25 protein-coding genes are annotated in these 22773 nt (G+C 31.8%); 7 read left to right on the top strand and 18 right to left on the bottom strand.

Annotation, left to right across the window (positions count from 1 at the left end):
* The first annotated feature begins 8 nt into the window (after positions 1 to 8).
* The gene (locus ACSVH7_RS07855; RefSeq protein WP_438066166.1) at positions 9 to 1097 is read left to right on the top strand and encodes a calcium:proton antiporter; all 1089 of its coding nucleotides are present in this window, start codon (positions 9 to 11) and stop codon (positions 1095 to 1097) included.
* A gap of 118 nt (positions 1098 to 1215) precedes the next feature.
* Positions 1216 to 1698 carry a copper resistance protein NlpE gene (locus ACSVH7_RS07850; RefSeq protein ID WP_438066165.1) on the top strand — a complete coding sequence of 161 codons (483 nt, stop codon included), beginning with the start codon at positions 1216 to 1218 and terminating at the stop codon, positions 1696 to 1698.
* Positions 1699 to 1745: 47 nt separating this feature from the next.
* Here ACSVH7_RS07850 and ACSVH7_RS07845 read toward each other — a convergent pair whose 3' ends face one another.
* The 3 genes from ACSVH7_RS07845 to ACSVH7_RS07835 all read right to left on the bottom strand — a co-directional run bounded on the left by ACSVH7_RS07845 (position 1746) and on the right by ACSVH7_RS07835 (position 3417).
* Positions 1746 to 2192: an N-acetyltransferase family protein gene (locus ACSVH7_RS07845; RefSeq protein WP_438066164.1), complete on the bottom strand. Its 447-nt coding sequence runs from the start codon at positions 2190 to 2192 to the stop codon at positions 1746 to 1748.
* A gap of 109 nt (positions 2193 to 2301) precedes the next feature.
* Positions 2302 to 2937, bottom strand: a complete 636-nt coding sequence (can, locus tag ACSVH7_RS07840; RefSeq protein ID WP_438066163.1) for a carbonate dehydratase — start codon at positions 2935 to 2937, stop codon at positions 2302 to 2304.
* A gap of 105 nt (positions 2938 to 3042) precedes the next feature.
* Positions 3043 to 3417, bottom strand: a complete 375-nt coding sequence (locus ACSVH7_RS07835; protein WP_438066162.1) for a hypothetical protein — start codon at positions 3415 to 3417, stop codon at positions 3043 to 3045.
* A 542-nt stretch (positions 3418 to 3959) separates the two neighbouring features.
* On the opposite strand from ACSVH7_RS07835, the gene ACSVH7_RS07830 reads away from it, so the two are divergent.
* On the top strand, positions 3960 to 5024 hold the full coding sequence (locus ACSVH7_RS07830) for an outer membrane beta-barrel protein (protein WP_438066161.1): 1065 nt from the start codon (positions 3960 to 3962) through the stop codon (positions 5022 to 5024).
* Between the two features lie 239 nt (positions 5025 to 5263).
* On the opposite strand, the gene arsB is transcribed toward ACSVH7_RS07830, so the two are convergent.
* The 9 genes from arsB to ACSVH7_RS07785 form a co-directional block, all read right to left on the bottom strand.
* Positions 5264 to 6352 carry an ACR3 family arsenite efflux transporter gene (arsB, locus tag ACSVH7_RS07825; RefSeq protein WP_438066160.1) on the bottom strand — a complete coding sequence of 363 codons (1089 nt, stop codon included), beginning with the start codon at positions 6350 to 6352 and terminating at the stop codon, positions 5264 to 5266.
* 6 nt (positions 6353 to 6358) lie between these two features.
* Entirely contained in the window at positions 6359 to 6970 is a 612-nt protein-coding gene (locus ACSVH7_RS07820; protein ID WP_438066159.1) for a low molecular weight phosphatase family protein, read from the bottom strand.
* 11 nt (positions 6971 to 6981) lie between these two features.
* Positions 6982 to 7452 (bottom strand): DUF6428 family protein, encoded by a 471-nt coding sequence (locus tag ACSVH7_RS07815; RefSeq protein ID WP_438066158.1) that lies wholly within the window; start codon positions 7450 to 7452, stop codon positions 6982 to 6984.
* A 19-nt stretch (positions 7453 to 7471) separates the two neighbouring features.
* A complete protein-coding gene (locus ACSVH7_RS07810) occupies positions 7472 to 7816 on the bottom strand; it encodes an ArsR/SmtB family transcription factor (RefSeq protein ID WP_438066157.1) in 345 nt (114 codons plus the stop codon).
* A gap of 209 nt (positions 7817 to 8025) precedes the next feature.
* Positions 8026 to 8745, bottom strand: coding sequence for a DUF547 domain-containing protein (locus ACSVH7_RS07805; RefSeq protein ID WP_438066156.1), 720 nt, complete (start codon positions 8743 to 8745; stop codon positions 8026 to 8028).
* Between the two features lie 189 nt (positions 8746 to 8934).
* Positions 8935 to 10971, bottom strand: coding sequence for a glycosyltransferase (locus ACSVH7_RS07800; RefSeq protein ID WP_438066155.1), 2037 nt, complete (start codon positions 10969 to 10971; stop codon positions 8935 to 8937).
* A 62-nt stretch (positions 10972 to 11033) separates the two neighbouring features.
* Entirely contained in the window at positions 11034 to 11990 is a 957-nt protein-coding gene (locus tag ACSVH7_RS07795) for a hypothetical protein (RefSeq protein ID WP_438066154.1), read from the bottom strand.
* A 4-nt stretch (positions 11991 to 11994) separates the two neighbouring features.
* Positions 11995 to 12960 carry a hypothetical protein gene (locus tag ACSVH7_RS07790; protein ID WP_438066153.1) on the bottom strand — a complete coding sequence of 322 codons (966 nt, stop codon included), beginning with the start codon at positions 12958 to 12960 and terminating at the stop codon, positions 11995 to 11997.
* Positions 12961 to 12966: 6 nt separating this feature from the next.
* Positions 12967 to 13938 (bottom strand): hypothetical protein, encoded by a 972-nt coding sequence (locus ACSVH7_RS07785; RefSeq protein WP_438066152.1) that lies wholly within the window; start codon positions 13936 to 13938, stop codon positions 12967 to 12969.
* Between the two features lie 647 nt (positions 13939 to 14585).
* On the opposite strand from ACSVH7_RS07785, the gene ACSVH7_RS07780 reads away from it, so the two are divergent.
* Positions 14586 to 15455, top strand: coding sequence for a hypothetical protein (locus ACSVH7_RS07780; protein WP_438066151.1), 870 nt, complete (start codon positions 14586 to 14588; stop codon positions 15453 to 15455).
* 17 nt (positions 15456 to 15472) lie between these two features.
* Entirely contained in the window at positions 15473 to 16243 is a 771-nt protein-coding gene (locus ACSVH7_RS07775; protein WP_438066150.1) for a lipopolysaccharide kinase InaA family protein, read from the top strand.
* Here the strand turns inward: ACSVH7_RS07775 and ACSVH7_RS07770 are convergent.
* Positions 16224 to 17021, bottom strand: coding sequence for a glycosyltransferase family 2 protein (locus ACSVH7_RS07770; RefSeq protein WP_438066149.1), 798 nt, complete (start codon positions 17019 to 17021; stop codon positions 16224 to 16226). The two genes, ACSVH7_RS07775 and ACSVH7_RS07770, sit on opposite strands and share 20 nt — an antisense overlap.
* Before the next feature lie 4 nt (positions 17022 to 17025).
* Entirely contained in the window at positions 17026 to 18093 is a 1068-nt protein-coding gene (locus ACSVH7_RS07765; RefSeq protein WP_438066148.1) for a glycosyltransferase family 9 protein, read from the bottom strand.
* A 392-nt stretch (positions 18094 to 18485) separates the two neighbouring features.
* Here ACSVH7_RS07765 and ACSVH7_RS07760 point away from each other — a divergent pair, with 392 nt between their 5' ends.
* On the top strand, positions 18486 to 18710 hold the full coding sequence (locus tag ACSVH7_RS07760; RefSeq protein ID WP_438066147.1) for a hypothetical protein: 225 nt from the start codon (positions 18486 to 18488) through the stop codon (positions 18708 to 18710).
* An 86-nt stretch (positions 18711 to 18796) separates the two neighbouring features.
* Here ACSVH7_RS07760 and ACSVH7_RS07755 read toward each other — a convergent pair whose 3' ends face one another.
* From ACSVH7_RS07755 to ACSVH7_RS07740, 4 genes are all read right to left on the bottom strand, one after another.
* Entirely contained in the window at positions 18797 to 19564 is a 768-nt protein-coding gene (locus ACSVH7_RS07755) for an SDR family oxidoreductase (protein ID WP_438066146.1), read from the bottom strand.
* Between the two features lie 71 nt (positions 19565 to 19635).
* On the bottom strand, positions 19636 to 20025 hold the full coding sequence (locus tag ACSVH7_RS07750; RefSeq protein ID WP_438066145.1) for a VOC family protein: 390 nt from the start codon (positions 20023 to 20025) through the stop codon (positions 19636 to 19638).
* 78 nt (positions 20026 to 20103) lie between these two features.
* Positions 20104 to 20502: a DUF5655 domain-containing protein gene (locus ACSVH7_RS07745; RefSeq protein ID WP_438066144.1), complete on the bottom strand. Its 399-nt coding sequence runs from the start codon at positions 20500 to 20502 to the stop codon at positions 20104 to 20106.
* Positions 20503 to 21072 carry a Crp/Fnr family transcriptional regulator gene (locus tag ACSVH7_RS07740; protein ID WP_438066143.1) on the bottom strand — a complete coding sequence of 190 codons (570 nt, stop codon included), beginning with the start codon at positions 21070 to 21072 and terminating at the stop codon, positions 20503 to 20505.
* A 476-nt stretch (positions 21073 to 21548) separates the two neighbouring features.
* Here ACSVH7_RS07740 and prfA point away from each other — a divergent pair, with 476 nt between their 5' ends.
* Positions 21549 to 22625, top strand: a complete 1077-nt coding sequence (gene prfA, locus ACSVH7_RS07735; protein ID WP_064714620.1) for a peptide chain release factor 1 — start codon at positions 21549 to 21551, stop codon at positions 22623 to 22625.
* Positions 22626 to 22773 lie beyond the last annotated feature (148 nt).

Genomic DNA, 22773 nt, shown 5'->3' with positions numbered 1-22773 from the left:
ACTCATTTATGAAAAAAGAAATTGCGCCTCACTTGCCACTTTGGTCTATAATAATTCCTATTATTACCGGAATTCTCTACTGGATTAAACCCTCAGAAATGAGTATGTTTTTTTTAATTGTCCTTTCAATTGGTTTGATTGGGACTATTTTGGCAGCTGTGCATCATGCAGAGGTCGTAGCCTTAAAAATCGGGGAGCCACTAGGTACGCTTGTTTTGGCAATTGCAATTACTACTATAGAAGTGGCCTTAATAGTATCATTGATGATGGCGGGTGGTGAAGGGACTGCTTTTTTGGCTAGAGACACCATTTTTGCGACTGAAATGATTATCATGAACGGGATAGTAGGAGGTTGCTTATTGATAGGGGGAGTAAGATTTAAGGAGCAAAGCTATGGTTTAGATGGTATTAGTGCTGCCATGACTGTACTTACGGCCATTTCTGTTTTAACGTTAGTGTTGCCAAATTATACTACCAGTATCAAAGGGCCAATATACAATAGTGAGCAATTACTCTTTGTTTCATTTATTTCTTTGATTTTGTACGGATCATTTCTACTGATGCAAACGGTTAAGCATAGGGATTATTTTTTGCCACAAAATGCCAATGAAATAGAAGAAATTCATGAAGAGGCACCTTCAAATTGGGTTAGCTATAGTAGTGGATTTATTTTGATTTTAGCTTTGATTTTAGTAGTTGTGGTAGCCAAAACCTTGTCTCCAAGCATTGAAAACGGTATTGCGGCTGTTGGAGCTCCAAAATCTATGGTGGGCATAGTGATTGCTTGTGTGGTTTTGTTGCCAGAAGCCTTGTCTGCTTTCAAAGCGGCAAGTAATAATAGATTGCAATCTAGTTTAAATCTGGCTTTTGGATCGGCTCTTGCTAGTATTGGTTTGACAATTCCTGCAGTAGCTTTGGTTTCAATTTTATTAGATTTGGATTTGACTTTGGGAATTGATTTAAAATCAACGGTTCTTTTTGTCTTGTCATTATTTGTGTTGTCATTATCCTTGCGAACCGGTAAAACGACGTCTATACAAGGAATAGTGCTTTTGGTGATCTTTTCGGTGTATCTTTTTATAACGATAATTCCTTAGCTAGTAGACAATTTGATTATAAGTTTTGAATTGTATATGGTCTCAACTAAACCCTGTAATCAATTAGTTTTTTTGATTTACGTATTGTAAGCTAATTATTAATTTTAAATGATTGGAAATGAAGAAAGTATTTTTTTTAGCTGGAATTATAGGTCTGTTCAGTTGTTCTTGTAATAAAAAGACAGATGCTGTTTCGGTTCAGAATACAGTAGAACAACAAATCCATGACACAAGTAAAGATAGTAGTGCCCAAGCATTATCATTAGGTGATAATTCCAAGAATTCACTTGATTGGGCAGGTGTCTATAAGGGGATAACGCCTTGTGCTAATTGTGAAGGAATTGAAACTGAATTGTCGTTAAATGCTGATTTTTCCTTTGAGTTGCAAACCAAATATTTAGGTAAAGGAGACGAAAAGCTACACTCTATTAAGGGGAAGTTTACTTGGAATTTTGATGGATCAACAGTTCTTTTAGAGAATCTTGAGGATAGGCCTAGTCAATATAAAGTAGGTGAAAACCAATTGATTCAGTTGGATATGAAAGGGCAAGTAATTAAGGGGGATTTAGCTTCTAATTATGTTCTTAAAAAAGTACAGTAAAAAGAAAAACTCAAAATACGATGATGTATTTTTGAGTTTTTTCTTTTTTAGTTGGATAAAGTTAAATCATAACCATATAAATGTTCATCTCTTACAAACCCCATTTTTTGATATAAACTCTGCGCTGTGAAATTGTTTTTAGCTGTTCTTAGTCGGACTATTGGTGATCCGATTTCTTGGGCTAGTTTCTTGGTTTCTTCAATCAGTTGTCTTGCATAGCCTTTTTTTCTAATGGTAGCGTCAACAAATAAATCATTTAAAATTACAATTTTATTAAGGGCTAAGGATGAAAAAGTAATGTAATTTAAGGCAAATCCTATGGCATTATTTTGTTCGTCAAAAGCCATAAATACGATAGCTTCGTTATTCACTAATCTTTGTTTCAAATAGGTTTTATGGGTAGCTAGATTTGATTTTTTTTTATAAAATACTAAATATTGATCAAATAATTCAGCTAAGGCATCTAGGTCATCAAGGGTAGCTTTTCGTATCATAACTCTATTATTTTTTGGTTATAGTAATAAAAATACAATTTTATTTTATTTAACACAAAAAAAGTGGTTTTATGTCCAAAAAAAGAGAGTTAATGCCGTTACTCTTTTTCTATAAAATTAATTGATATACTTCATCTAGATCTTCATTGGAACTAATATTTACTTTTAAATCGGTCACAAATCCTGAGTTTAATCCGTAAACCCAACCGTGTAAGGATAAAGTTTGTCCGTTTTTCCATGCCGATTGAACGATGGAGGTTTTGGCTAAGTCAAAAACTTGTTCTTTTACATTCAATTCTACAAATGTGTTAAATCGTTCCTCTTCGTTTTGGATTCTGTTTAATACTTTTTGATTAAGTCGGTAAACATCTTTTATGTGGCGAATCCAATTATCAATGATTCCAATAGAACTATTTCCCATGGCGGCTTTAATTCCTCCGCAGCCGTAATGACCGCATACAATAACATGTTCAACTTTTAATACATTGACTGCATAGTCCAAAACACTAAGCATGTTCATGTCAGTATGAATAACCATGTTGGCGATGTTTCTATGGACAAATACTTCTCCTGGTTTTGCGCCAATAATTTCATTTGCCGGTACACGACTATCAGAACAGCCTATCCATAGCAAAGGTGGATTTTGTCCTTTTGCTAGGTCTTCAAAGCAATTGGGGTCAAGGGCTAACGATTCTTCTACCCATTTTTTATTGTTCTCTAATATTTTTTCATAAAACTTACTCATCGTACTGTGTTTTTGTAATAGTTAGAATGCAACTATTGTATTATGCTTAAGGAAATAGTGCGGACGGCTTATCATTTTGGCCCTATCTTAAAACAAATCGTCGTGCTATCCATGTTTGCATTTTGATGCAAGTGAATCTGTTGAGGTTTTTAAAATTGCAACAGACAAGTAATCTTGGGCTGTATTAAAAATATATTTGGGAGGTGGGGTGTTGGTTTTTAGGTATATAAAAGAAATATCCAGTGTTGATCTAAAAAAAAAGCAATGTGATGAAATGAGTTGATTCAATACTTCCTTTTTTAAATCTTGAAATACAGAAAACAGGTTTATATTGATGTCTTTCTTTTCTTCATTATTGTCTTCTTCAAGTACGTCTTTGGCGTAGGTGGATAAGGATGGTTTTTCAAAAACAAAGACGATTATTGTTGCTTTAAGTAGAAATAAGAAAAATAATACGCTAATTACTATAGAGGATTTCATATTGTGATTCAAGTATTATAGTAAAATTAATCATTTAAAAGATAGGTTAAAAATCAAAATGGAGTTTTAAAGGGATTTAAGGTTTTTTGAATTTTAAAATCAAAAGAAAACGAGCATACCGCTATTGTTTTTCTTAAAATTATTTTTTTTATTTTTTTATTTTTTATCTTTTAAAGTAGGGGGTGTATGTTTGAAAGTTCTATATTTATTTGTTAGTACCCCTTTATTTAAGTTATTGTTTTTATTTTAAACTATGTTTTTTTTAAAAATACCCCTTGTTTAATTATTAAAATAAACCTCGTTTTCTGTAAAATATTTATTTTTCTTGTTGTCTAATTTTTGATTTCATAATTCTTCATTGAAAACAACAAATAGTGATTTTAAAATGGAACTACTTAGAAAAAAAGGTAATAAATTCGTCAAAACAAAACGAAAAAAAACCTACAAATAAGCGTATTTGTAAACACGGTTTTGTCAAAATTTAAAAACCATTACCAAAAAACAATAACCAAACATTGAAATTTTAACCAAAATTAATGCACATGAAAAAAGCCACCTTGATCCTCGCTTTATTGCTTACTTCAAATTGTATCATAGCACAAGAAGTAGAAAGTAAAACCACTCCCACAACTACTTTTGCGGGTTCTGCAGACGCTTACTATAGAGATGATTTTGCGAAGGATCCAGCCAATAATAGAACAAGCTTTACAAATTCAAGTAATTCATTTGAATTAGGAATGGCGTCAATTGAAGCCTCACATAAATTTGGTAAAGCATCCGTTTTTGTTGATTTGGGATTCGGTAAAAGAGCGGCTGAGTTTTCCTATAATGATACATCACCTAACGATAATGTAACTTTTTTAATCAAGCAACTAAATTTTACTTACGAATTCTCAGAAAAATTTAAATTGATATTTGGAAGTTTTGCTACACATTTAGGATACGAATTGGTTGATGCTGTAGATAATAAAAACTATAGTATGTCCTATGCCTTCACGAATGGGCCTTTTTTTAATACCGGGCTAAAAGCGCAATATACGACTGGTAAATTCAGTTTTATGGCAGGGGTAACTAATCCAACCGATTTTAAAACCGCTATCGACAGTGGAACTGATCAAAAAACTTATATCGGCCAAATCTCTTATACTGGTGATACAGGAGCTGTTTATTTGAATTTTACCTCAGGTAGTAATAATCCTTCCTCAGAAACTAACGCCACACAATTTGATATTGTGGCGACTAAAAAACTTAGTGATAAATTCGCTTTGGGATTCAACGGTACTTATGCTTCTCTGAAAGCTGATGATAATAGTTCTTTGGACGCCAAATGGTTTGCTTTAGTGGGTTATGCTAATTATACATTTACTGACAAGCTAAGTTTGGCCTATAGAATAGAATATTTTGACGATAAAGACGCTGCAAAGTATGCACTTGTTGATAATACTATTTTTGCCAATACATTCTCTCTAAATTTTAAAGAAGGAAATTTTACTTTCATTCCTGAGATAAGATTTGATAATTCTTCAGAAGATATGTTCTTCAAAAAGAATGGAAACCCAACAAGTACGGCAGGAAGCGTATTATTTGCGACGACTTATTCTTTTTAATCTATTATACTATTTTTTTTTCTGCCATGACATTTTATTTAAAGTGTTGTGGCAGTTTTTTTTGTGTATAAATTAAATTTAGATTTCATATCGAAAATTATAATTTTCTCTAACTATTTCAAATATATCACATAGCATAAAACTTCGCAAGCCTTGCGATTTTTCCTTTGAGAAACTTGCGGATTAGTTTGTTATCAATAGTCAAGGCGCCATTTTATTGAAATCGGGGTAAAATCAGATCAACTATGCGATTTCATTTTGTATTCTTCTTTGTAATACTTTTTTCTCAACCAAAATGCTAGATTGACTAGCGCAATTAAGGCTGGCACTTCTACGAGTGGGCCAATAACACCAGCAAATGCTTGACCACTGTTGATGCCGAAAACACCAATGCTTACTGCAATGGCTAATTCAAAATTGTTTCCAGTGGCTGTAAATGCTATTGCAGTAGCTTTTGAATAATCAGCTCCGAAATAGTGACCTGCAAAAAAACTTAGGATAAACATTATACTAAAATAGAGGAGTAGTGGAAGTGCTATGCGTAGCACATCTGTTGGGATAGCAACAATTAAGTCTCCTTTCATGCTGAACATTAGAACTATAGTAAAAAGTAGAGCCAGCAAGGTGATTGGTGCAACAGCAGGAATGTATTTTGCATCAAACCATTCTTGTCCTTTCCAGTTAATTAGGACATATCGACTTGTAATTCCTAATGCAAAAGGGATTCCAAGGTAGATACCTACGCTTTTAGCAATTTCTCCCATGCTAATAGTTATCTTAAATCCGGAATAGCCAAAATAATTAGGGAGGATGGAGATGAAAAAATAGGCATAAACACTATATAAAAGTATTTGAAAAATGCTATTTAATGCAATTAATCCCGCGGCATATTCGCGATTACCTTCAGCAAGATCGTTCCAAACTACCACCATTGCAATGCAACGAGCAAGCCCAATTAATATAACTCCCATCATGTATTCAGGATAACCATTTAAAAAAACAAGCGCTAAGATGAACATTAAAATAGGTCCAATAATCCAATTAAGTATAAGTGAGGTAAATAGTACTTTAGTGTTTTGAAAAACGGTACTGATTTGATTGTAATTTACTTTTGCTAAGGGTGGGTACATCATGACGATTAGTCCAATGGCTAAAGGAATGTTCGTGGTTCCACTTGAAAGGGTCTCTATATAATGGGCACTTGAAGGGATGAAGTATCCTATGCTAACGCCCGTTGCCATGGCTAAAAATATCCAAAGTGTTAAGTTCTTGTCTAGAAAATTTAATTTTTTTCTGGAGGTCATAGGGGTGCAATTTGAGGCTACCATTCTTATTTATTTTTGGATTTGACTAAAAACATACATAAAATCAGTGGCAATTTGTAGATTCCTCTCGTGATATTTTTCAGTTTGTAAAGGGGTGTTATCGAAAGCCTTTGGATCTTCAAATAGAATTGGAATTCTTTTTTCGGCCCCTGCAACAAAAGGACAACCTTCGTCAGCGTTTGAGCAAGTTAAAATAGCAGCAAAATCATTCTTCGGGTTGAATTCAGAATCATAGGATTTTGAAAAACCAATAATAGGGTGATGATTTGCTCCGAATTTAATACCATATATAGGATTGCTCCCTTTTGAAAGGGATTGAATTTCAAAACCAGTATTGCTTAATGTTGCTGCAATTTTTGGAAATAAAGCCGTTGTTTCTGTTCCTCCAGAATAGCAAAAAACATTCGGAATTGTATAAAATGCTGCGGCTGTTTGCGCCCATACTTGAGCCAAATGACTTCTTCTTGAATTGTGTGTACAAATGAAATTCAAACGTATGGTTGATGACGTAGAGGCTTTAGATTGAATAAAGGCAATCAGTGGCTGTAGTATCTTTTTTCTTTCTTCCGAAATTGTATCGAAATTTAAGTGTTCTATGGTGTTCTTGATTTTTATAAACATGGTTTTGGATATTAGCAGCACCCTCCTTCAGGTATACAAGAGTTGCTTTTAAGTACTATTTTTTTTAATGAATGATTAGTTTGTTCTGACGGAATTCCGCAATTTTCTTTGGCCAGACAATCGGTGTTTTTAGTAAGTAGTAAAAAATGAGTGCCGTTAAATCCAAGAGCGTATTTGCCAATAGTTTCATTTTGGTATTCTACTTCAACCTCGAAATCTTCAATACCTAACTTTTTTTCAGAAAGCGCTATGATGTTGAGCAGTTTTGTTGGCTTTATTCTGTGCTCAGTATCATTGGCATTCCATAATTGAAAATTCACTACAGTTTCTTCTCGAATAGTCCCACCGCAATCGATAAATTTTTTGTGAACTATACCTACTTCGGTGACATGAAAATGAATGGGGACCAAACTTCCGTCGTGTAGACTAAAATTGACGTCGTCTAGTTTTTCTAAAATTTTTTTTACTTCAGATAATTTCATGAGAATTTTTATTTAAAGGTTAACAACAACTTGAATGGGACTCGTTTTGTTTGTCTTCTAAAACGGTTGTAATCTTGGTAAAGAAATCCTCTATTTTCTTAAAACCACTTTCATTGATGCAGTAGCAAATGGCATTACCTTCAATGTTTCCTTTGATTAGTCCTGCATTTTTTAATTCTTTTAAATGTTGTGAGATCGTGGGTTGTGCCAGGGGTAATTCGTTTACAATATCACCACAAATACAAGAGTTGGATTGTAAAATAAATTCTAATATTGCTATTCTAGCAGGATGCCCCATGGCTTTTGCAATCCTAGCGATATCATTTTGTGAAGTAGAAAATTGTTCTGATTTGGACGCACCCATTGTAATATATTTATATTGCAATATTACGATAATAAAATAGGCGCGCAAATAATTTTTCAAAAAAAAAGCTATCCTTTTTTGGACAGCTTCTTCTTTATTGTAGTAAAGTATTGGATTTTAAGAAAATAAAGAATCTACTCTTACTAATTCTTAGTGATTGATCGCTAGTGGTATAGAATTATTGAGGCGAAACTCTTTTCTATGGAATTTTATTTAGTATTCAATGACCAATCATAAGACTTTGTCATAACTTTATAAGTGGTTTCGATTTTTTTATCTAAGAAGATATTAATAAAGTCGATTTCATTGAAATAACCGGTTACAAAGTCATTTTTGTAGATTTCGAACATTTTAGGTAACTCAATCGAATTGGTGTTTTTAAAAATTCTGTAGAAATCTTTGTTGTTGATGTACAGTTTTACTTGTTCCTTAATTTGCTCATTAACTTTTTCTGGAACGTAAGCAGCATTCAAAAGGGGAGCGTCCCCATTTGTACCTTTACAAAGTACAAAATGCAGACCAGCATCTGCTACAATATTCCTAAGAATGTTGTTTTCTATATCATTAAGTGTTAACTCCTGTTGGGCTACCACGAATTTTTTTTCATTAAAAAAACCCGAAACACTATTTACGGCAACGATTGGAAATTTTTCTAGTACGGATTTAATGACTACTAGATTGTAAGCATTTATCCAAAAAGCTTTGGCTTCTTCTTTGGTTTTGAATTGTGTTTTTAATTTGGCAATGTTGTCTAAAATATAAATAAGCTCACCAGGACTTTTTTTCAATTGTGCATAACCTACTTTTCCGTTTTCAGAGACATTTTTCTTCAAAAACTCATTGGTTTGTTCAAAGAAATCATTTAAAGTCTGCGCTTGAGTGAATGCACTAGTTACACAAAATAAAATGAGAAGTAATTTTTTTTTCATAAATGGGTATTTACTTGGCTTATGATTAGTTTTTTCAAATAATCGGCAAATAAACTACTTTTTTTCTATATATGTTGTCTTTATGGGATACATTTTTAATGAAAGTTTAAGATTTTCTGATAAGAAATTTCATAAACGCAATGAGTCACTCGTCAACTTTTGTGTTCCAAATACAAAGTTTTTTATTGGTTATTTTGTGAGGTTACTAATTTGTTCTATTACTTTTTCTTTGGAAAACGGCATCAAACTTTCTTCAGATTTTTCATGAAATTTCATCCAAATTTCTTTGTCAGTATAAAGTTGTATCACCTTTTCAGCAAATTCCTCAGGTAAATCAGCAACAAATGCATTTTCATTATCTTTTATTTTCATACCTTCTATACCTATCGAAGTAGTCACTAGCGGTAAAAAATATTCAAAACTTTGGCCTATCTTTCCTTTGACACCTGCTCCATAGCGTAAAGGTGCAATCATAAGTTTATTAGTTTTAAAAAAGGTTTCTATTGAAGGAACATAACCATGAAATATAAAATTTGGATGTTGGATATCGTCGATTAAAGTGTCAACATTTCCAATGATATTTACTGTTATTTCTGGATGCGTTTTCCATATTTTTGGCATTATTTCTTGGTATAAATAATACAATGCATCAACATTTGGAGCATGAGTAGAACCAATAAACAGAATATCCTTTCGATCTTCAAATGTGAAAGTTTCAGCTTTGTCTATTTTAGTATAATGAACATTCGAAATTGTCATTATTTTATTTGAGTCACAAATTGATTTCATGTAATTTTCTTCAAAATCAGAAATTGTAATGACATAATCACAAAGAGTAGCGGCCTGCTTTTCAAGTTTTTCGTACTTCAAATAATTTTTTCTAATAGACTTTTTATTTGGCGTTAATTCAAGCGCTCTTTTAAATCTTAAATGATGGATGTCTACCATGTCATAAATTAGTTTCGAAGCAGGTAAAATTTCTTTAATCTCTTTAAAGTACAAAGCAAATGGGTTGGGGCCGTAGAGCCATACTAGCGAAGGATTTAGTTTTTGTTCTATAATAAATTCTTTATAACCCGTATACTTTTTGTATTCATAAAACACATTGATACCCATTCTTTGATAATGTTGGAGGTATGGATTTTCAATAAAAGTGTGTTGACATACTAAAGTCACATGATAACCCAAATCAACAAAGGCAGCCATAATTTCTTTGAATCTGTTGGAACCAGAATCTTTATCGTGTGTAGGAATAACTTCAGTGAAGAATAGAATGGATTTAGTATTGTATTTTTCAAGTATGCGTTCCTCAACACATGAGGCTTGTACCTGATTTACTTCTTTTCTCCATTTTTTCTTAAACTTTTCTTTGTTATTTTTAAACAAGGTAGCTTTTTTTAGGTTGTTGGATTCTGAAGTATCGGAATTGTAACTAATGCCATTAAAATGCATTACCTCTGAAAAAGGGGTGTAGTAAATCTCTTTATTTTGAATGTATTTCAGTTGAAAACAAAAGTCGGTTTCCTCAAAATAAGCCGGAGCAAATTGTTCGTCAAATAAGTTTAATTCCCCCAAATCATTCCTTCTTTTGAAAAGCAAACTACATCCGGAACAATAATCAACTTTTGCAATGTAATTTACTTCAGGTGAAAACGTTTTTTTATTCAAAACTATTTGCCAAATGTCCATATTTTTCAAGAATACTGCTCCTGCTTCTTGTAAACTCTTGTTTGGATTTAAGAGTTTAGAACCTACAGCTCCTACATTTTTGAAATTATCAAAAACGTAAAATAATTCATCAAGGAAATTTTCATGCACTTCAGTATCGTTATTGAGAATATAGATGTATTCTCCTTTGGCTAATTGAATTCCGTTGTTGATATTCTTTAGAAACCCCTGATTTTGTTCGTTTCTGTGGATTGTAATTCCTTTTGCAAGCGAAAAATCCATTTCATCGGGGCTACAGTCATCTATCAGTAAAATTTCATACTCTAAATCTTTCAGTAAGTTTTTATTCAAAAACTGTAAACAATTCCATGTGTATATTTCCTCATTGTAAAAAGGAATAATGATAGAGACTTTGGGCTTTTCAGAAGCATTAAATTCTAGTAGACTACGATTTATTTTTTCCAGCGGAGTAGGAACAATTTTTGCATGGGCTAGTTTTAATTTTTTGACTTTTCTAATTCGTCTAAAAAAGAATTTAATTTTTTTTGAAAGTTTCATCGTTTATTTTTTGAGATTGAATTTGTTCTAAAACGAAAACCAATCTGTTAGTTCCTTATTTTTTATTCTAAATCGAATACCGTTTTTACCCAATTCTCAATCGTATATTTATGATAAATAGTTTCCGGCAATGGTTCGTAGGGAGTATTTAAAAATTGAGGATCAATATTTAGCGCAGCAGTTTCGTCTAGAATTAAAATATTATTTGGATTGTAAAAGTCATATTCGCGAATGGATTGATTCGTGGTGATAATTTTGCGTTGCATTGCTAAGGCTTCAAAAATTCTAAAACTTAAACCATTATGATCACGTCTAATTAAATCAAGAAAGATTTTAGAGTTTTCAAAATCAGCTGTTAAATCTTCAGGTAAAAAGAGCGTTTTTGAAAAAATGAGCTTTTCATTCCTTTTTTTTGGTGCTTTCTTGCCAAAAATTTTAAATTGAAAAGGAATGGTATGTTCAGAAAGATAATCGGCGAGTTTGTTTAAAAATTCAAAACGTTCGTCAATGGAGATTACGATAAAGATGTTTTCATTGGAGGTATTCGATCTGCTTTCTCTTTTTTTTAAATAAATATAGTTTGAAACGAATTGAAACGGATATTGTTTGATATCATTTAAATCAAATGAAAAAATCCGATCAAATACGCCCGTGATTAAATGGTCAATGGGAAACCTTCTACAACTATCGTAAATATAGGCTATATAGTTTGAGGTAAGTTTTTTGATTTCAAGATGGGTTTTTCTACTTATTTTATCAGGGCGAATAAATAAAATAGCATCTTGTGGCCCTAATGTTTGCATTTGATTGGCAATATAATTTTCTAAGGCTTCATCTTTTTTATTTTTTTTTAGGACCACTTTAGTAAAGGTGTTGCCTATTTTATCTAAAAGTGAAGTATACTCGTACTTATATTTGGATGCATCAATGTGCGTCGCTTCAATATTTCTTCTTTTTAATTCAAGAATAATATAGTGATCATAATAAGTGGAATCAAAGCTAATAACGCAAATTTTCATAGTGCTAATCTTTTGGAAAAAGTTTTTTTACATTTTCAATCATGGCTGTTTTTTCATTGGCAACAAATTTTCGAAAATCTTTATATTCTTCAAAGACTTCTTCATAATGTGTCATAATGTGATTTATCAGCGCTACCACTTTTTCTGATTGTAGTGCGTCAGGGGCTAATTTGTATTTTTCTGGAATACCTAAATCTTCTTTAAAAGCGGCGGTACCTTCTCGGCCAGTTAAAAGGCAAGTGCCAGAAATTAAAGCTTCTCTTGGAATTTTATCTCTTCCAGGAAAATAACCAAAATCAATATGGAGTTTGGCTTTTCTCAACGTATCTCTCATTTCTTCACGAGTCATTTGGCTTAATGGAATCCATTGATACTGGGGCAATAGACTCTTTAGTTTTTCAATCTTATCTAAGCCTTTTTTGGGATTGTAAGTGATACAATTTTCTTTACTAAAGGTTTCCGGAAGGTCCTCAAAGAAAAGTTCGGTGACATAATCACACAAATAAGCGATTTGGTTATCCAATTTTTTGGTCTCTAAAAATTCTTTGGTTCTTTGAGATTGATACCAATGCGTGACGGTTTTATTAGCTTCAAAACGATATTCTGTATGTTTAAAAGGAACGAATAGTTTTCTAAACCAGTTTTTTTTCTTTTCTCGACTGTTCATTAAAACTTCATAAAAATCAAGACTCAACCACCATATTTTTTTCTCAGACAACGGATATTTTGCTATGAAATTAGTCATCGATTCAGGAATGATAATTATGGTATTACTGCTATCCTTTATGCTCATCACATGCGGAACGTTGTATTTTTTGTAAAAAGGGTGCACCGGATTTTTTCTGTATTTTGAATATAACATGGTAGCATTATAGCCAAGCGAGTTGAGGATGTAGCCCAATTGATGTAAGGCTTCGGGGCCGCCAGTCGCTTTCTTCGGAGGGCACAGAATATATATGTTTTTTTGCATCGTATTTTATTTTTGTAGTTGGCTGTATACCACTTTTTCGATCCACCCTTCAATAGTATATTTTTGATATATTTCTTCAGGAATTGGTTCATATTCTTTTTCAAAAAAAGAAGCAGGTATCTCAGGATTTTTTTCGTCAATTACCAAGATATTGTTTGGATTGTAAAAATCATAAGTAACTATATCAGCATTAGTAGTAATTAATTTTTTTTCGAGCCCCAAACTTTCAAAAACTCGAAAGGTGAGTCCGTTTTGATTTTTCCGATTGATATCAAGTAATACTTGAGACTTATTTACATATTCATTAATTTCTAATAATGAAATAGGGTTGGTGATGAACTCGATGGTGGATGTTTTTTTTCTAAACATTTTATCATACACAAAAATTTTATGGCTGATATTATTTGCTTTTAAAGTAGCTGCAATTCTGGAAAGAATTTTAAGTCTTTTATCTTTTGAAACAATATTGAAAACTTTATACTTGAATGTTTTTTGAGTAGATTTTTCGGAAAAATTATAAATCCAATTGGTAGCAAACTTTAAGTTATGTGTTTGACAATCTTGTTTTTCAAACGAAAAAACTTCATCAAAACACGGAATCACTTTTGCGATTTTGGGACATCGGTAAATATTATCATTAAAAAAAGCAATGGTTTTTTTACTGTACTTTTTTAATTCTAAAATGCTTTTAGGATCTATGAAATCGCCTTTAATTACTAAAATGAGATCTTGTACTTCATTAGTTTCATTAATTTCCTGAATGTTTTCAAGTACTTTTTTACCGTAAAAAATAGTTTTTAAATTTTTTTTTAAAAAAGTTTTTAAGATAAAATTGTGTACCCTATGTAGAATATTTTGATATTTATATTCGTATTTATTGAAGTTGATGTGGTTCACTAAATGCCCACTTTTTTTTAAAGACTCAGCGATAAAATTATTGAATCCCCAATTATCAAGGCTAACTAGTATAATACGCATATTTTTTTGTTGAAATTTTAAAACAAAATTAAGCAAATTTACCAGATACTGAGCTTTTATACTCTTGTAGAAGTAGATGATAAATGATTTTTAATTTTATTTAATTAATAAATATTGTAATAAAAACAGATGTTATAGTTGTTGTTTTTGTTGGGATGATATAAAAATTGAAATATGTTTAAAAAACATTAAACCTTTGAAAACAATTTGGTTAGACTTAAATGAAAAGTAGAATCTTTATTTTTTCAAAAGAATTCTAGAGTATTTAATAAGTTATTTTTGTCTTGATTTTAAAAAAAAATAACTCTTAAAAAGTGTGGAATAGGGTCTTTTTTTTGGAAATTTTTAATAGAATTAGGTTTCCAAAAAATTACGATTTAACTTTTTTTCCTTGCATAAATTTAGATTTCAATGATATTTATGAAAGGAAATAAAAGATAAATATTAAGTCAGTTAATTGGTTTTATAATTTAATTGCTTTTTAAGAAAATTTTATCCATTTACTAATCATTTTTTTTCTGTTTTCTTTGCTTCATGCGCAAATACTCTTACATATAGTAGTAGCCTAGAATAAAATTGTCATATTTTTTCATCTGGCAAAATTAGAAATTAAATCCTAAATTGCACCACTTTATAATGTAATAAAAATGTCAGGTAAAATTCAAGTTGGTTATTTAGTTTCATATGATTATGAGTTATTAAAAAATTCTATTCCCACCATATATAACGAAGCGGATAATGTTTTTTTAGCAATTGACATTAATAGACGTACATGGAATGGGGAAAATTATGTAATTGATGACACTTTTTTTGAATGGATTGAAGCTTATGATGTTGAAAAAAAAATTGTTGTATACGAAGATAATTTTTATGTTTCGAATTTGACAACAATGGAATGTGAAATTAGGGAAAGAAAAATGCTTTCTGAAAAAATGGGGATCGGTAATTGGCTTATCCAAATTGATTGTGATGAATATTTTGTAAATTTTCAACATTTTGTAAAAGAGTTAAGTAAGTATAACTCTTATTTAGAAATGCCAATAAGAAAACCGATTCAAATAGCTGCTTTTTGGTTAATTTTGTATAAGTATACTACAAATGGTATTTTGTATGTTGACAAGCCTACCAAAGCAATTTTCGCTACAAACTCTCCAAATTACACTGTAGGAAGGAGAATTAAAGCACAGACGATTTACCTAAACAGTATGATATTACACGAATCCCTCTCTAGAACAGAAGAAGCTCTTAGGTTTAAATTGCAAAATTGGGGACACAATTCCCAAATCAATCAAGAATTTTTGAATAAATGGCTCATAGTAGATGAGGATAATTATCATCAATTTGAAGATTTTTATTATATAGAACCGGAACGATGGAAAAAATTAGGTTTTTTTCCCACTAAAAACATGAATGAAGTAAAAAAATGGGTGGAAAGTTCCAAAAATTTATCCATTTCAAATACTTCATTGTTCTTTAAGAATGGTGGACAATGGTTCAAGTTTTTATTTAAGAAATAACAATTAAATTTATAATATTGAAACATAGCTTTTTATTCTCAAGTGCTTTTTTAAAAAAACAAGACGAAATACTAGAAAAGATTACAACATTCAAAACTTCAGGAGTTTTCTTAGTTGAAGGACAAAGAAATGCGATAAAACTTTTTGAAGTTGATGGTAAAACAATCAATATCAAATCTTTCAAAGTTCCTCATTTTATCAATAAAATTGCCTACCAATATTTTAGAAAATCCAAAGCGAAGCGCTCTTTTGAATACGCTACGCAATTATTAGCAAAAGGCATAGGAACCCCACAACCGATTGCTTATTTTGAAAATTATGACGTTCTAGGATTAAAAGACAGCTATTATGTGAGCGAACATTTATCTTGCGATTTGACCTTTAGAGAGCTTGTGGAAATTCCTGATTATCCTGATCATGAAAATATTTTAAGACAATTCACTCAATTTTGCTTTGATTTACATGAAAAAGGCGTCGAGTTTTTGGATCATTCTCCAGGTAATACTTTGATTCAAAAACAAGCCGATGGAAAATATGCTTTCTATTTAGTGGATTTAAACCGTATGCAATTTCATACGGCGATGGATTTTGATACTCGAATGAAAAATTTAAGTCACCTTACTCCTAAGAAAGAGATGATTGTGGTGATGAGTGAGGAATATGCTAAATTTTATGCACAATCGCAAGAGTTAATCTTCGAAAAAATGTGGTTCGAAACCCAGGAATTTCAACAAAAATTTGCCAAAAAACAGCGATTGAAAAAACAAATCAAGTTCTGGAAAAAGTAATTGATTTTGAATTTAATTGCTTCAATTCTTGAAATCGGACATAAACACTATAAGCGTTGAGATAACAGATAATCACCCCGTTTTGACCATCTAATATTCCTAATCTAAGTAGGTATTGATACAAAAATTGATAAATTGGCCGAATATAAAAATGGTAAACATTGGGACGAGTCCCTTTTTCTAATTCTTCAAGGGCTTTGAGTTTACCATATTGTGCCATTTTGTTTTTATAGGTAGTAAAATTTGCATAGGAATAATGGCAGATTTTATTTTGTAGCGTCCCTACAGCCCCATTAATTAGTAGTTTTTCATGCACTATTTTTTTGGGATTATAGTACGCAAATTCTTTTTTAAACAACCTGAATATTTTATCGGTTTGCCATCCACTAAAATAAAGGGCTTTGTTTTGGAAGAAAAAAGTTCGATAACATTGATAAGCTACAATTGGACTTTCCTTTTGGATTGTTTTTCTAATTTCAATTTGTAAAGTATCCGAAACATATTCATCAGCATCGATGAAAAGTATCCAAGGATGAGTAGCCAAACTTAGAGCGTAATTTCTTTGGTCAGCGAAATTCACAAATTCACGTTGCAAAATTTTTACTTTTTCTTGCTTTGATACCAATTGGTAGGTAGCATCAGTACTGAAAGAGTCTACTATAATGATTTCATCAGCGAATGCTAAATTTTCGATGACTTTTTCGATGTTTTTTTCTTCGTTGAATGTTATAACTAAAGCGCTTAAGCCATTTTTATTCGTTATATCCTCTTTCAACATTTTATTATTTGTTAAGGTTATAATTCAAAAATGCATCTAGCGATTCAAAAATAAATTCTGGTTTGAAATATTGGTACAATGCAATGGCGTCATTTTTTAGTTCTTTTTCGGATTTTGAAACAAACAATTCAGGCTTAAAGTCTTGAAGATGTACCGAGTTGTGTTTTTTTCCATCTTCAAAAGTGGCCCAAATTTTCTTTTCTATCCAAGGAGAAAAGATGATAAATGAAGGTTTATCAAGTGCTTTGGCCATGTTAATTGCGCCACCATCGTTACCAATAATTGCATCACATTCGTTCATTAATCCAATAAATGAGCGTAAATCTCCTCCAAAAACTTCAAAATAAATTTTTTGTTGGGTACTTTGGCTGCAAGCATCATATACTAATTTTGCTGATTTTTTTTGCTTTGGAAAATAATTAAAAAGTAAGGTAACTTCTCGTTCTTTACCTATCTTGTCAATCAATTTCGCCATGTATTCTAAGGGGTAAGTTTTGCTTTCCTCGCTCCCCAGTAAGCTAATCATTATTATTTTTTTATCACGAGGTACTGCATGTTGGGCTAAAAAAGCCTTGGCTTGCTTCACTTCATTGGGCTTCACAAATAGTTTTGGATAGGGATCTATTGCAATATTTAGAGATAAAGGAGTTACTAACGAAAGCCTTCTTTCTATGGCTAATCCCAAATTAGTTTTAGGGAACGCTTCAAAAGGGATATTATCGGTGTATAAAAAAGTACGACCGATTTTTTGGTAAGAAATCCTTTTTTTAGCGCCACTTAGCCCAACTAGAATCCAACTTTCAAGTTTAGAATAAGCGTCAATCACTACATCATATTTTGTGGCTCTAATGCTTAAGGCTAATCTGAGAAGTTCTTTTTTACTTTTTCTATGTTTTTCTTGAAATAAAATTAGATTATCAATATTGGGATTTCCCTCTAAAACTGGGGTAGTGGCTTCATAGACCAAATAATTTATTTGAGCATCAGGGTATGCTTTTCGAAGATTATTGCAAATGATAGAGCTAATAAGTACATCGCCAATCATTTTCTGTTGAATTACTAATATTTTCATTTTTGATACCACCTCATTTTTTACAGCTACAAATTGAAGCAAAAAAAATCAAATATTGCTTCTTTGTGAAAGAAATAAAAGACTAATGTTTTTATGAAACTAGTTGGAACCCTGTTTTTGGAAAAGTTGCTAAAAACTTGAAACATCAAACTTGACACTTTTAAAAACGAAGTTGTATTTTTTACCTGAAATAACTACTTCGATATAAATATGCTTGTTTGCATAGTTAAAAGGTATTTCAACGAAATACTCTTTTTGTTTTACATAACCCTTTTTGGACAGCTGTTTTCTATTTTGGCAGAAACCATTTAGTAATGTGAGTTGAAACATTATAAAAATTAGGATTATTTTTCTATGCATATTTTTTCGAATAGTTCTGCCAAAAAGTTAAGGTGGATTTGCGATTTGAGGCTACAGAAAACTTCGGGAAAGATAGAATTAAAAGTTGTGTTTTTTCTGTCTTGGCAGATTTGTTAGTGAATTATTTCGGTAGATATGGATTCCAAAGTCGCGCTTTTGGAGTTGTAGATGCTGATTTACCACGATATCATTCTAAAGCTATTCCCGTAAAAAGTCAGGAGACTTTTATCACATTTATGGTTTGCAACATCATTTAAAACGGCGCGAAGTTAGAGACATTCGCGCAGCACACACACAAGAAATTTATTCATACATAAGAACACTTCGGACAGCGGGTTGTGTTCTAGTTTCCAAATCTTGATTTTTTATTGATTATTTTTAGAAATAATTTAGGCGAAATTCTTGAGCCAATTCGCAACACTTTTACAATTCCTATCGGAATTTCAAACTTATTGTTGCTAATTGCTTCGATGCTTTCTTTGGCTACTTTTTCTGCTGAAATTCCTTTGTCGGTTTGTCCTCGTTTATCTCTTGCTCCTCTGTCTAAATCGGTGTCAACAATTGGCGGAATAATTTCAAAAACTTGGATATTTGTTTCTAACAATTGTTTTCGCAATGAAATTGAGAATGAGTGCAATGCAGCTTTTGTTGCAGAATAAATAGGTGTGATGATTAGTGGTACTAGACCTAAACCCGAAGAAACGTTTATGATAGATGCTTCCCTTTGTTTTAGAAAATGCGGAATAAATAAAGCAGTTAGATGAAAGCAAGCATCTAAATTTATTGAAACTTCATTATCACCGTTTAGATAATTTTGTTCTCCTTTTAGAAAATTAATTTCTCTTTGAATTCCTGCATTATTGATTAAAACATTTATGTTTGGGTAGTTATCTATACAAAAATTGAATAAATCTTGTCTCTGTTTTAAATCTGAAATGTTACACTTTTTGGTTATTAAATTTGGAAGTATTTTTTTTGCTTCGGATAGTTTTTCTTCTCTTCTTCCGCAAATAATTACAGTATTATTTTGAGCAATAAATTGTTTTGCTAATTCTAAACCTATGCCTGTTGCTCCTCCAGTTATTAAAATTGTATTGTTTGTAGTTTTCATAAATATATTCTTAAATCCTATTAATAAAGAAAGTGTTTTCGGTTTGAAAAACCGAAAACACTTTTGTTTTTTTAAAGTTCTGCGAAAATTCCAATATTATTTCCGTCAGGATCTAAAACTTGTGCAAAGCGTTGTCCCCAAAATGCGTCCCAAGGTTCTTTGAAACTTTGGTATCCTTGTTCGATTAAATCTGAATAAGTTTTGTTTACTTCTTCTGGATTGTTACACGCAAATTGCAAACTTATTCTAGCATTACCAGTTGGTTCTATCCAATTTGGGTCAGTTTTTAACATTGTTGCTTTTGGAATAAAACCAATTGAAAAGCCATTTTTGTTTGTGAATTCATAATGAAATTCATTGTCTAAACCGTTAGGAATATCAAGTCCTAAAGTTCTGTAAAATGATAACGATTTTCCTAAATCGTTTACAACCATACCGATTGTGTGAAGATTTTTAGCCATTTTTATTTTGTTTAAATATTTTTACAAATAAATGAACAAAAAATCATTTAAACGTTGTTCTATGTCAACGTTTTAAAATTAGAGTAAATTATATGAAGTTTTTATAAGTTTAAAAACTTGTGGTGAAATTTGTTCTAATTCTGAAACTCTAATGTGCGTTTCAAATTTTCCTGAATATTCTACACATTTATGAATTGGAAATTCATCTGAAAAGTTTGGCAGATAAAACTTAATGTCTAATTCTTTTTTCATTGGTCGAATTATCAAAAATGTTTGATTTTTGACAAAAACGATACAGTTTTTAGTGGTACTTATGTTTACGTTTTGCCAGTCGGCAATTTCAAAAAGTAATTTATCGAAAATTGAAATTAGAATTGGTGCTTTGTTTTCAAATAAACTATCCATATCTACTTTGACACAATTGTGCCATTGATTTAGATTTTTGATAGTTCTTTCACATTTAGGACAAGTCCACATTTATAATTGCGATTTAATTCTACTTAATGTTGATGGTGTAATTCCTAAAAAAGATGCAACCATTTTATTAGAAATTCTTGTTAATATTTTCGGATTATACTGTTTTAACCATTTAACTTTTTCTAAAGCATTTAGTCCTTGAAAACCATAAATACGTTTTTGGGCAGAAATAAACGAAACTTCAAGTATTTGTCTGTAAACGAATGCAAATTGTGGAATTGTATCAACGAGTTTGTAAAAATCCTCACGAGAAATTTCGAGAAGTTCAGATTTTTCAACTGTTTGTATGTATTCAAACGCTGGCGTTTGTTCTATCAAACTTGGTAATGCAGTTCCAAAAGCACCTTCAAAAGCGAAATATCTTGTGCCTTCATTTCCGTCATTGTTGATTGTAAAAAGTCTCAAGCAACCTTTATTTACGAAATAATATTTTTTGCAAACTTCTCCTTTTTGCAGAATTATTTGGCTTATTTTAGTTTTGATAGGTGTGAAGCATTCAGAAATTTTCGAGAAAGTTTCTTCGTCAATTTCTGTTCTATCTTTAAAATATTTTTCTAATTCTTTGTACATTTTCTTTTATGCGGTTTTTTGAGCTAAAATGGCTGGTAACTAGCTTACAGGTCTGACAAAATCATTCAAAGCCATCCAATTTTGGGTAGATAGTTATGATAAGTCTCATAGCGCATTAGCTTTTCAAATATATACAATTTTCATTACAAAATTTATTGTCTTTGGTTTGTTTTTGAAGTTTGGGATTTAAAAAAAACACACCCCCAGCCCCTCTCGAGAGGGGAGTCGTTGCGTGAATTTTAGAGCTTTTTATAATAAATTCTTATTTATTGGAATTTGGAATTTAAAATTTAGAATTTCGATTCGTGTTGCGTTACCGTTTCTAGCCCTGATGGGAGCGGCATCCTGTGGCTCTGGGGTTCAGAGCCACAGATATAGCGGACAGCAGGATTAAGCTCCTAAAAAAACTGAAAAAGGGTTTCTGTAAATTGCTTTCTTTTTTGTAATTTTGCCGTCCAAAATATAAGGACAAGAATATGTTAGATAGACTTCAATATGTAAAACAGCGTTTCGACGAGATTTCGGATTTGATTATTCAGCCGGATGTTATCGCGGATCAAAAACGTTATGTACTGCTTAATCAGGAATACAAGAGCATTAAAGCCCTAGTGGAGAAACGTGAGGAATATATTTTGGTTTTGGCTAATATTGACGAAGCCAATGAAATTATTGCTGATGGTAGTGATGCTGATATGGTTGAAATGGCCAAAATGCAATTGGATGAAGCTAAAGAACGTTTACCACAACTGGAAGACGAAATTAAGTTTATGTTGATTCCAAAAGACCCTGAAGACGCGAAAAACGTGATGGTCGAGATTCGTGCGGGTACGGGTGGTGATGAAGCGAGTATTTTTGCAGGAGATTTGTTCCGTATGTACACCAAATATTGTGAAAGTCAAGGTTGGAGAACATCGGTTGTGGATATGAACGAAGGAACCTCGGGTGGTTTCAAAGAGGTGATTTTTGAGGTTACAGGAGAGGATGTGTACGGAACTTTGAAGTTTGAAGCGGGTGTTCACCGTGTGCAACGTGTCCCACAAACAGAAACACAAGGACGTGTGCATACTTCGGCAGCCACAGTTATGGTGCTTCCAGAAGCAGAAGAATTTGATGTACAAATTGATATGAACGATGTTCGTGTGGACTTTTTCTGTTCGTCAGGACCTGGTGGACAGTCGGTAAATACAACGAAATCTGCTGTTCGTTTAACGCACATTCCAACTGGTTTGGTGGCGCAATGTCAGGATCAAAAATCACAACATAAGAATAAAGACAAAGCGTTGAACGTATTGCGTTCTCGTTTATACGAAATGGAATTGGCCAAAAAACAAGCCGAAGACGCTTCAAAACGTACTTCGCAAGTGAGCTCAGGTGACCGTTCTGCTAAAATTCGTACCTATAATTACGCTCAAGGTCGTGTAACGGATCACCGAATTGGTTTGACGTTATATGATTTGGGTAACATTATGAACGGTGATATTCAGAAAATTGTAGCCGAATTACAATTGGTCAACAATATGGAAAAACTGAAAGAAGCTAGCGAGGTTTTTTAATTAACTAAGTATTGAGTATTAAGTACTAAGTATTAAGATTAAGATATTAAAAAAAATGCCATACTGAAATGTTTGGCATTTTTTTTAACAGGTTGCGAACTTTGAAAAAAACTTTGCGAAATTTGCCAACAACAACAAACTACAAACA

It is taken from the genome of Flavobacterium sp. TSSA_36, from assembly GCF_051547165.1.
Lineage (GTDB): Bacteria > Bacteroidota > Bacteroidia > Flavobacteriales > Flavobacteriaceae > Flavobacterium.
Note: the sequence above shows the minus strand (reverse complement) of the source record. Positions and strands in the feature narration are given on the sequence as shown.